Below are 9,832 nucleotides of genomic sequence, written 5' to 3' on the forward strand. Positions count from 1 at the left end.
GTGAAATTTTCCCGACTATCTGCATTTATTGTCCCGCTAGCGCGATGATAACGCGTTCCATCGCTTCTCGGGTCACATCCGTGCGTTTGATGTTCTGGTTAGCAAGCGAAGTACGCAGCACGCCCGCAATCACAATGTGTTTTGGCTCCTGGCCAAGGTCACGCATTTCCAGTACGACTTTGCCCACCACGCGGCACATCTCCTGATACAACGCGTCGTCTTTACTCAGATTGCCCATGTCGTGCTCCTGCTAACCCATTAATTTTTAATTCATTACTGATAATAGCGTCATTCGCCCCAACTTTCGCCCTTTGATTTTGTTACAGCGAAAAGATCGAATGGTAGGGATTTTGTTAAGCGCTATCGTCTTGTTCTGAAACGGCGTTTTCGTTTTCTTTTTTACCCGTAACCTCGTATAATGTGCACCGATTCTTTCTTGAATGGTTTCAGCGCATTGGACTGCACAAAAAATAACACAATTCGTCATTCATCCCTCGTAGCTGAAAACCAGGCTCACTTTCCTCTGCACGCTTTTTTGATGTCACCTATCCTTATCTCGTGGCATCGCGACATTCGTAACACAAGTTTGACCTCGTGGCAGTGCGCCCACGAAACGAGATCCCCCTATCCTTCTCAACTTAAAGACTAAGACTGTCATGAAAAAGACCAAAATTGTTTGCACCATCGGTCCAAAAACCGAATCCGAAGAGATGCTGACCAAAATGCTGGACGCTGGCATGAACGTTATGCGTCTGAACTTCTCTCACGGCGATTATGCTGAACACGGCCAGCGCATCCAGAACCTGCGCAACGTGGTAAGCAAAACCGGTAAAAAAGCCGCTATCCTGCTGGATACCAAAGGTCCGGAAATCCGTACCATCAAACTGGAAGGCGGCAACGACGTCTCCCTGAAAGCAGGCCAGACCTTCACTTTCACCACTGACAAAACCGTTATCGGTAACACCGAAACCGTTGCCGTCACCTACGAAGGTTTCACTACCGACCTGAAAGTGGGCAACACCATCCTGGTTGATGATGGTTTGATCGGCATGGAAGTGACCGCCATCGAAGGCAACAAGGTCATCTGTAAAGTGCTGAACAACGGCGACCTGGGCGAAAACAAAGGCGTTAACCTGCCAGGCGTTTCTATCGCTCTGCCAGCGCTGGCTGAGAAAGACAAACAAGACCTGATCTTCGGTTGCGAGCAAGGTGTTGATTTCGTTGCTGCATCCTTTATCCGTAAGCGTTCTGACGTGCTGGAAATCCGTGAGCACCTGAAAGCCCACGGCGGCGAAAACATCCAGATCATCTCCAAAATCGAAAACCAGGAAGGCCTGAACAACTTCGACGAAATCCTCGAAGCGTCTGACGGCATCATGGTTGCTCGTGGCGATATGGGTGTTGAAATCCCGGTTGAAGAAGTTATCTTCGCGCAGAAGATGATCATCGAGAAATGCGTTCGCGCTCGCAAAGTGGTTATCACCGCGACCCAGATGCTGGATTCTATGATCAAGAACCCACGTCCAACGCGCGCTGAAGCAGGCGACGTGGCTAACGCCATTCTGGACGGTACTGATGCAGTCATGCTGTCTGGTGAATCCGCTAAGGGTAAATACCCGCTGGAAGCCGTCACCATCATGGCGACCATCTGTGAACGTACTGACCGCGTGATGACCAGCCGTCTGGACTTCAACAACGACAGCCGTAAACTGCGCATCACCGAAGCGGTTTGCCGCGGTGCGGTAGAAACTGCTGAGAAACTGGAAGCGCCACTGATCGTTGTTGCGACCCAGGGCGGTAAATCTGCTCGCGCTATCCGTAAATACTTCCCGGATGCCACCATCCTGGCACTGACCACCAACGAACTGACTGCACGTCAGCTGGTGCTGTCTAAAGGCGTTAACGCGCAGCTGGTGAAAGAAATCTCTTCTACTGATGATTTCTACCGTCTGGGTAAAGAAGTGGCGCTGCAGAGCGGTCTGGCTCAGAAAGGCGACGTTGTGGTCATGGTTTCCGGTGCGCTGGTTCCAAGTGGCACCACCAACACCGCATCTGTTCACGTGCTGTAATTCTTTTTCAGCCGATTTATTTCGTCAAAAGCGCCCTCGTGGCGCTTTTTTATTTCCTTAGTAGCGTGATTCATTAAAAAAGCAAATCGGCTCTCACTATTTAAGTCGGGATTACTTAAGATGAATCCGATTAAATCGTACTGTTTTCACACAGTTTTTGCGTTTTGCACGCCAGTTAGGTGCTTCTTTGAGCGAACGATCAAAAATAAGCACATTCGCATCAAAAAAATATTCTCAACATAAAAAACTTTGTGTAATACTTGTAACGCTACATGGAGATTAACTCAATCTAGAGGGTATTAATAATGAATCGTACTAAACTGGTACTGGGCGCGGTAATCCTGGCTTCTACTATGCTGGCAGGTTGTTCTTCTAACGCTAAAATCGATCAGCTGTCTTCTGACGTTCAGACTCTGAACGCTAAAGTTGACCAGCTGAGCAACGACGTGAACGCAATGCGTTCTGACGTTCAAGCTGCTAAAGACGACGCAGCACGCGCTAACCAGCGTCTGGACAACCAGGCTCACTCTTACCGTAAGTAAGAGTACCTGTAATAAAAATGACGCACATTGTGCGTCATTTTTTTTGCCTGCTATTTACCTTCCCTGCTTTATTGCGTCACCCGCATTTCATTCGCCGTTGCCGGTGTGCCATTCTGAACCGACAAGACAGGCACCGTGCCCGTTGTGGCAGGCGTTGCCCCTGACGACACGACGACCGGATACCCTGCACGACGATACATCGCTTTATCCGCCATAAGTTTGTCAGTGCCCTTATCGCTCGCGAACTGCGTGTAACCCACAGGAAGCACATAAGTCATGGTTTGCGGGTTCTGCGTTTCATCCTGAGTGAGTGGGCGATGCACTTCCATATAACGCGTTCCGTTCGGTTCGATGGAATATTTCACTGGCTGATTGATAACCCGCACCGTTGTGCCGACACGCACCTGCGCGAACAACGCTTTGATGTCATCCGTGAACATACGCATACAACCCGAACTGACGCGCAGCCCGACGCTGCTCTGCGCATTTGTGCCATGAATCAGGTATTCACCATTACCGTAAGCCAGACGCAGTGCAAAGCGCCCCAGCGGGTTATTTGGCCCTGCCGGAACAACCGGTGGCAGCGTGACGCCTTTCTCAAGCGAACGCTGGCGAATGCCTGCCGTCGGTGTCCAGGTCGGATTCGGGATTTTCTGTCCCACACGGGTCGTCATCTCTGGCGTTTCCAGACCAAGCTGACCAATCCCTAACGGATAGACCTGCACCGTATTGCCATCCGGCGGGAAATAATAGAGGCGTAGTTCCGCCAGATTCACCACGATCCCTTCCCGCGGTACGTCAGGCAGTAAAAGTTGAAGGGGAATGATCACCTGCGTGCCCGGTTTGGGCACCGGGGCAATCGTATTGTTCGCTTCGAGGATAATCATCGCTGCTGTATCAAATCGTCGGGCGATGGTTTGCAGGCTGTTATCACCCTCCTGCACGGTGTAAGTCTGATTTTGCCCAACCAAACGGCTACCATTGGCCGGTAAGGTATATTCAACCGCTCTGGCGGCCTGAGACGCGCCGAGAGCACCTAACAGCATAAGAGTGAATAGAGACGCGCGTTTCATACTGAGTTTCCCTTTTATTCGCTGACAGTTCGTCAGAAAGCTGAACCACCCACGAGGCGGAATCCCCGCCTCGCGTAACAGAATGAAAGCTGTATTTTTAGTTTAGCTAAAACTGAGAGCCTGCGCGCGAATTGCGCGGATCATCGCTTCGAGCCCCTGCGAACGCGAGGGCGTGAGGTGTTGGGTGAGCGCCATTTTCTCGAACCACGGACGCACATCAAAGACCAGAATATCCTGCGCGGTCATCTGCTGATAAAGAATAAAAACAATAGCAATCAATCCTTTGACGATAGCCGCGTCACTGTCGCCTTGCAGATCGATCTGCCCTTGCGCATTGCGATTCATCACAATCCAGACCTGACTCTGACAGCCCTGAATAATGTTTTCCAGGCCATGCGCAGCCTCATCAAGTGGGGCTAAACGCTGACCCAGTTCGATGATATACAGGTATTTTTCTTCCCAATTGGCGCAACGACTGAAGTTGCGCAGCAATTTGTCTTTGTCCGGCAATGCGGCCATAGCGCCTCCCTGTTAGCCCAGTAAACGGTGAATACGTTTTAATCCTGCCACCAGACGGTCGACTTCTTCAAGCGTGTTATACATCGCCAGTGAGGCTCGACACATCGCGGGCACGTTGTAAAACGCCATCAGCGGCATGGCACAATGATGCCCGGTGCGCACCGCAATGCCATAATTATCAAGGAAACTCCCGACATCATACGCATGATGTTTGCCGAGATTAAACGCGATCACGCCGAGTCTGTTCTGCGGGCCGTACAATGTGAGATCAGGCACCGATGCCAGTTCCGCTAGCGCATAGTGCATTAGGGTTTGTTCATAATCGGCAATGTTGTCCAGCCCCAAACCGCTAACATAATCCAGCGCAGCGCCTAACGCGATAATCCCGCCGGTATTGGGTGTGCCCGCCTCGAAACGCCATGGCGCTTTTGCCCACGTGGTGCCTTCTGTCAGGCTGACTGTCGCAATCATCGACCCGCCCCCTTCCCACGGCGGCATCTCTTGTAGAATGGACTCTTTTACATACAGCACACCAATCCCTGTCGGGCCATACAGTTTATGCGCTGAGAAAACGTAGAAATCGCAATCAAGACTTTGCACGTCGACCGCGTGATGCATCACCGCCTGCGCGCCATCCACCAGCACTTTCGCGCCATGTTGATGCGCCAGTTCGATCAATGCGCCGATTGGGTTTTCCGTGCCAAGCACGTTAGAGACCTGAGTTATCGCCAGTAACTTTGTGCGCTCATCAAACAGGCCCGGCACCGCATCCAATTGCAATGTACCGTCTACGTTCAGCGGGATAACTCGTAACTCGGCACCGGTACGCGTACACAGCATTTGCCACGGCACGATATTGGCGTGATGTTCCATCTGGCTGATGACGATGTTATCGCCCTTGCCGACGTTGCTGCCGCCCCAGCTATTCGCCACCAGATTGATGCCTTCGGTGGTGCCGCGCACGAACACCAACTCTTCCGCAGAACGGGCATTAAGGAATGTTGCCGCCTGCTGGCGAACCTGTTCCATACGGCCGGTGGCTTCTGCGCTCAGCGTATGAATACCGCGATGCACCGCCGCATAACCGTGACGGTAAAATTCGGCCTCGGCGTCAATGACTGCATTGGGTTTCTGCGCGCTGGCGGCGCTGTCGAGATACGCCAGCGGCTGCCCATTGACTTCACGGGTCAACACCGGGAAATCAGCGCGAACCCGTTCAATGGAAAATGTCATGCTCTTCCTCCCGGTAAACGCTGGCCGATCCGCGCCAGAACTTCCTGCCTGATGGTATCGTCGCTGATGGCTTCAGTCAGTTCAGCGGCAAACGCGTAGATAATCATCTGCTGCGCGGCCTGCTGGTCGATTCCGCGTGAACGCAAATAGAACAGCTGTTCGTCGTCAATACGGCCAATTGTCGCCCCATGACTGCATTTCACGTCATCAGCGTATATTTCCAGCTGCGGTTTTGTATCGACTTCCGACAGCCGCCCGAGCAGCAGATTGTTATTGGTCATCTGCCCGTCGGTTTTAATTGCATGCTGCGCCACGTTAATCAGCCCGTTAAACACCGCCCGGCCTTTATCGCTGACGATAGTTTTGTGCAGTTGACGGCTGTTACAGAAGCCCTTGTTATGCTCAAGCCAGGTCCGCGTGTCGCACACCTCGCTGTTCACCGGCATCGCCAGGCTGTTAATGCGCAGTGTAGTGTTTTCGCCATTAAGCTGCGTGCTGGTGTTATGCCGCAGCACCGCACCGCCGAGCAGGAAACTGTGACTGGCCGCGCTGGCATCCTGCCCAAGCAGGATGTCGTTATGGGCGAAGTGATAGCTGGTTGGATTCTCAAACGCAAGTTTGATGTGATGCAAATGGGCGTTGTCTGCCACCTGCATCGTCAAACGAGAGCCGGTAAAATGGCGCTCTGTGTTGAGGCTCACAAAGTGCTCAATGATCGTCGCTTCCGCCCCCTGCGCCAGTTCCAGATGATGCCGATAATGCGCGGTATTCATCTCTTCGCCATCAATGCCCTGAGTAATGTGCATCAACAGCAGCGGCTTAGCCGGACGCTGATTACGTGCCACCTGAATATGCGTCACCGTCTGCGCCAGGCTTTCCGTCAGATGCAGGAAAACTTCTGGCTGAACGGCGGCAGGCAACGTTTCGCGTGCGTTGTCGACCGTCACGCTGAACCCACTGTCTGTCAGCGAGTCGCTCAAATCGGCGTTGTACTGACCATTTACAAACACCATCCGCACCGCATCAACGGGCAATGCCAGCGCATCGCGTTGTTCGCCGTTGATCACTGTATCAGCGCTGACAAACTGGTTATTGAGCAACCCATCGAGCGGCGTATATTTCCAGTTTTCGTGCTTACGCGACGGCAGCCCCAAACGCAGCATGTGTTGCAGGTGCTGCTCGGAATACGCCGAGCGCGCATTACCCTGCTCCTCGAACAAATGATGCCACTGTTGCAGTGCGTTACTGCTGTTCGGTAAGCCAGCCATAGCCCTGCTCCTCCAGCTGTTTAACCAGCGAGAAATCGCCGGACTTCACGATACGCCCCTGATACAACACGTGGACAAAATCGGGTTTGATGTAATCCAGAATACGCTGGTAATGGGTGACGATGATGAATGCTCGTTTGCCGTCGCGCAGCGCGTTCACGCCGTCGGAAACAATTTTCAGCGCGTCAATGTCGAGGCCCGAATCTGATTCATCGAGAATGCACAGTTCCGGCTCCAGCACCGCCATTTGTAGAATGTCGTTACGCTTTTTCTCGCCGCCAGAAAAGCCCACGTTCACCGAACGGGTCAGCAAATCTTCCGGCATTTTCAGCAGTTTGATTTTATCTTCCATTAGATCCTGAAAATCGAAACGATCTAACGACTCCTGTCCGCGATAGGTACGCACCGCATTCAGCGCGGTTTGCAGGAAGAACTGATTACTGACGCCGGGAATTTCTACCGGATACTGAAACGCCATAAAAATGCCTTCTCCGGCGCGGTCTTCCGGGGCCATTTCGAGCAAGTCTTTGCCTTTGAATTCCACCGTTCCGCCAGTGACTTCATAATCTTCACGCCCGGCAAGCGTTGCAGATAGCGTGCTTTTTCCGGAACCATTCGGCCCCATAATGGCGTGCACTTCACCCGGTCGAATCTCAAGGTTCAACCCACGCAGGATCTCTTTGTCTTCTACCGCAACCTGCAAATCTTTAATACTTAACATGTGTGTCCCTTAATCCTTAACCGACGCTGTGTTCGAGGCTGATAGCCAGCAGTTTTTGCGCTTCGACCGCAAACTCCAGCGGCAGCTCTGAGAAAACGTCCTTACAGAAACCGTTGACGATCATTGAAATCGCGTCGTCTTCGCTGATGCCACGTTGCAGGCAATAGAACAACTGATCTTCACCAATACGTGATGTAGTGGCTTCGTGTTCCAACTGTGCGGTGTTGTTGCGACATTCCACGTACGGGAAGGTGTGCGCCCCGCTGTCCGGGCCAATCAGCATCGAATCGCATTGAGTAAAGTTACGCGCGTTGGTTGCCGTCGGCATGATTTTCACTAAGCCACGGTAGCTGTTCTGGCTGTGCCCGGCAGAGATGCCTTTTGAGATAATCGTCGATTTGGTGTTCTTACCGATGTGGATCATCTTCGTGCCGGTATCGGCCTGCTGGTGACCGCTGGTCAGCGCCACCGAGAAAAATTCACCAATCGAGTTATCGCCACGAAGAATGCAGCTTGGGTATTTCCAGGTGATGGCCGAGCCGGTTTCCGACTGAGTCCACGACATTTTGCTGTTTTCGCCTTCGCACAATGCGCGTTTAGTGACGAAGTTCAGAATGCCGCCCGTGTTGTTATCACCAGGGAACCAGTTCTGCACGGTTGAATATTTCACTTCGGCATCTTTGTGAATAATCACCTCAACCACGGCGGCATGCAGTTGATAGCTGTCTCGCACCGGAGCAGAGCAACCTTCGATGTAGCTGACGTAGCTGCCTTCATCAGCCACCAAAATGGTACGTTCGAACTGACCGGTTTTTTCGGCGTTGATGCGGAAATAGGTGGAAAGCTCCATTGGGCAGCGCACACCTTTTGGCACGTAAATAAAAGTGCCGTCTGAGGCCACAGCCGCATTCAGTGCTGCAAAGAAGTTGTCATTTCCCGGCACGACCGTGCCAAGGTATTTCTGCACCAGTTCAGGGTGATCATGAATGGCCTCGCCAAACGAGCAGAAAATAATGCCCTGCTCACCCAGTTTTTCACGGTAGGTTGTCGCCACAGAAACGGAATCGAAAATGGCATCGACCGCTACTTCACGCCCTTCGCGCACCGGCACGCCCAGCAAATTAAACGCCTCTTCCACTTCCTGACTCAGGAAGGCATTGGCTCCCGTTTGCTGCACCGCGCCCGGCTGTGACGCACAGGTATCATCGCAGTTGCCGCAGGACGGTGCGGAGTAATAGCTGTAATCCTGGTAATTCAGTTTGTCGTAATGGGCTTTCAGCCAGTGCGGTTCTTCCATCTCAACCCACGCCCGATACGCATTCAGGCGGAATTCGAGCATCCATTCAGGCTCGTTACGTTTCGCAGAGATGGCGCGCACCACCTCCTCGCTGATCCCAAGTGCCAGCTCATCGGTTTGCAGTTGGGTAAAGAACCCTTCTTTATAGTTGAGCTGACCACCGGCCCAGGTTTTGACATCGTCAGTTGCTTCAGTATTACGTGACATAATTACTCCGCCTGCACCCCAAAACTTTCACCACAGCCGCATTCATGCTGGGCCTTCGGATTGTGAAACTTAAAGATCTGATTCAGGCCTTCGCGCACGTAATCAACTTCCGTACCATCGATAAAAGGCATGGCCTGTAACGGCACCCACAATTTTGCGCCGTCAGTTTCGAACAGCAGATCATCTGCTTTCGGCTCGGTGACGGTATCCAGTACGTAAGCAAAACCTGCGCAGCCGGAGGTTTTCACCCCAAGCCGGATCCCCTGTACGCCCTGCTTGATGGCCAGTTCGCACACATGTGCAGCCGCCGCAGCCGTCATATTGATGCCGCGCCAGGCAAAATCGGCAGGATTGAAGGTTTCTGATTGCAATTCCATAGGTCCACCTTATGAGTTGAAGCCACCAGGGCATCCCTCTATGTTAGTGATAATGATTATCACTTCAACCCCTTATCAGCAGGGGCTTTCGCAGGGATCTCCCCGATCAAGGGCTTTTACTAAGCATAGACCCTATGGACAAGGTGAACAGGTGGTTCTGAATATACTTAATATATTGATAGATAAATATTTTATGGGGGAAGGGGGCGAAAAAATGACACAATGAAAAGATGTATCGAAAATACCGATTTATGCGATAAGGTTTTGCTAATGGAGTGTAGCGGCCTTTGCCCGTTAGTCACGGGGAAAGGCCGCCTGGAAGGCAGATTGTGTGTCCAAATATAACTAAGGAAAAACTATTGATAAGTAAAATCAACGTTCATCACGAGACTGTAATTAAAATTGTGTAATTGCCTGTTTTTGATATGTTCACTCCACTCACGGAGACAGGCAAATTATGGACGAAAAGAAACTTAAAGCTCTTGCGGCTGAACTGGCTAAAGGCATTAAAACCGAAGCCGATCTC

General features: G+C 51.9%; 11 protein-coding genes. 3 read left to right on the plus strand and 8 right to left on the minus strand.

Translation table 11 applies throughout. From position 1 onward, the window contains the following. Positions 1-25: 25 nt before the first annotated feature. Positions 26-238 carry a fumarate hydratase FumD gene (gene fumD / locus VH187_RS12190; RefSeq protein WP_329701715.1) on the minus strand — a complete coding sequence of 71 codons (213 nt, stop codon included), beginning with the start codon at positions 236-238 and terminating at the stop codon, positions 26-28. 180 nt (positions 239-418) lie between these two features. Between fumD and ynhH the strand changes: the two genes are divergently transcribed. The 3 genes from ynhH (at position 419) to VH187_RS12200 (ending at position 2,611) form a co-directional block, all read left to right on the plus strand. After that, positions 419-649: a protein YnhH gene (gene ynhH / locus VH187_RS23545; protein WP_422663483.1), complete on the plus strand. Its 231-nt coding sequence runs from the start codon at positions 419-421 to the stop codon at positions 647-649. Positions 650-656: 7 nt separating this feature from the next. After that, on the plus strand, positions 657-2,069 hold the full coding sequence (gene pykF, locus VH187_RS12195; RefSeq protein WP_329701716.1) for a pyruvate kinase PykF: 1,413 nt from the start codon (positions 657-659) through the stop codon (positions 2,067-2,069). A gap of 305 nt (positions 2,070-2,374) precedes the next feature. Further along, complete coding sequence (locus VH187_RS12200) at positions 2,375-2,611, plus strand: major outer membrane lipoprotein (RefSeq protein ID WP_034455915.1); 237 nt, start codon at positions 2,375-2,377, stop codon at positions 2,609-2,611. 68 nt (positions 2,612-2,679) lie between these two features. Here the strand turns inward: VH187_RS12200 and ldtE are convergent, their stop codons facing one another. The 7 genes from ldtE to sufA all read right to left on the minus strand — a co-directional run bounded on the left by ldtE (position 2,680) and on the right by sufA (position 9,306). Then, on the minus strand, positions 2,680-3,684 hold the full coding sequence (gene ldtE / locus VH187_RS12205) for a L,D-transpeptidase LdtE (RefSeq protein WP_329701717.1): 1,005 nt from the start codon (positions 3,682-3,684) through the stop codon (positions 2,680-2,682). Positions 3,685-3,786: 102 nt separating this feature from the next. Beyond that, the gene (gene sufE, locus VH187_RS12210) at positions 3,787-4,203 is read right to left on the minus strand and encodes a cysteine desulfuration protein SufE (protein ID WP_329701718.1); all 417 of its coding nucleotides are present in this window, start codon (positions 4,201-4,203) and stop codon (positions 3,787-3,789) included. A gap of 12 nt (positions 4,204-4,215) precedes the next feature. Further along, positions 4,216-5,436, minus strand: a complete 1,221-nt coding sequence (gene sufS / locus VH187_RS12215; protein ID WP_329701719.1) for a cysteine desulfurase SufS — start codon at positions 5,434-5,436, stop codon at positions 4,216-4,218. Continuing rightward, on the minus strand, positions 5,433-6,704 hold the full coding sequence (sufD, locus tag VH187_RS12220; protein WP_329701720.1) for a Fe-S cluster assembly protein SufD: 1,272 nt from the start codon (positions 6,702-6,704) through the stop codon (positions 5,433-5,435). Before sufD ends, sufS begins: the two co-directional genes overlap by 4 nt. Continuing rightward, positions 6,679-7,425 (minus strand): Fe-S cluster assembly ATPase SufC, encoded by a 747-nt coding sequence (gene sufC / locus VH187_RS12225; protein WP_329701721.1) that lies wholly within the window; start codon positions 7,423-7,425, stop codon positions 6,679-6,681. The genes sufD and sufC overlap by 26 nt, the downstream gene beginning before the upstream one ends. A gap of 16 nt (positions 7,426-7,441) precedes the next feature. Further along, positions 7,442-8,929 carry a Fe-S cluster assembly protein SufB gene (gene sufB / locus VH187_RS12230; protein WP_329701722.1) on the minus strand — a complete coding sequence of 496 codons (1,488 nt, stop codon included), beginning with the start codon at positions 8,927-8,929 and terminating at the stop codon, positions 7,442-7,444. A gap of 2 nt (positions 8,930-8,931) precedes the next feature. Further along, on the minus strand, positions 8,932-9,306 hold the full coding sequence (gene sufA / locus VH187_RS12235; protein WP_329701723.1) for a Fe-S cluster assembly scaffold SufA: 375 nt from the start codon (positions 9,304-9,306) through the stop codon (positions 8,932-8,934). Between the last annotated feature and the right edge of the window lie 526 nt (positions 9,307-9,832).

It is taken from the genome of Scandinavium sp. (genome assembly GCF_036271055.1).
Classification (GTDB): Bacteria; Pseudomonadota; Gammaproteobacteria; order Enterobacterales; family Enterobacteriaceae; genus Scandinavium.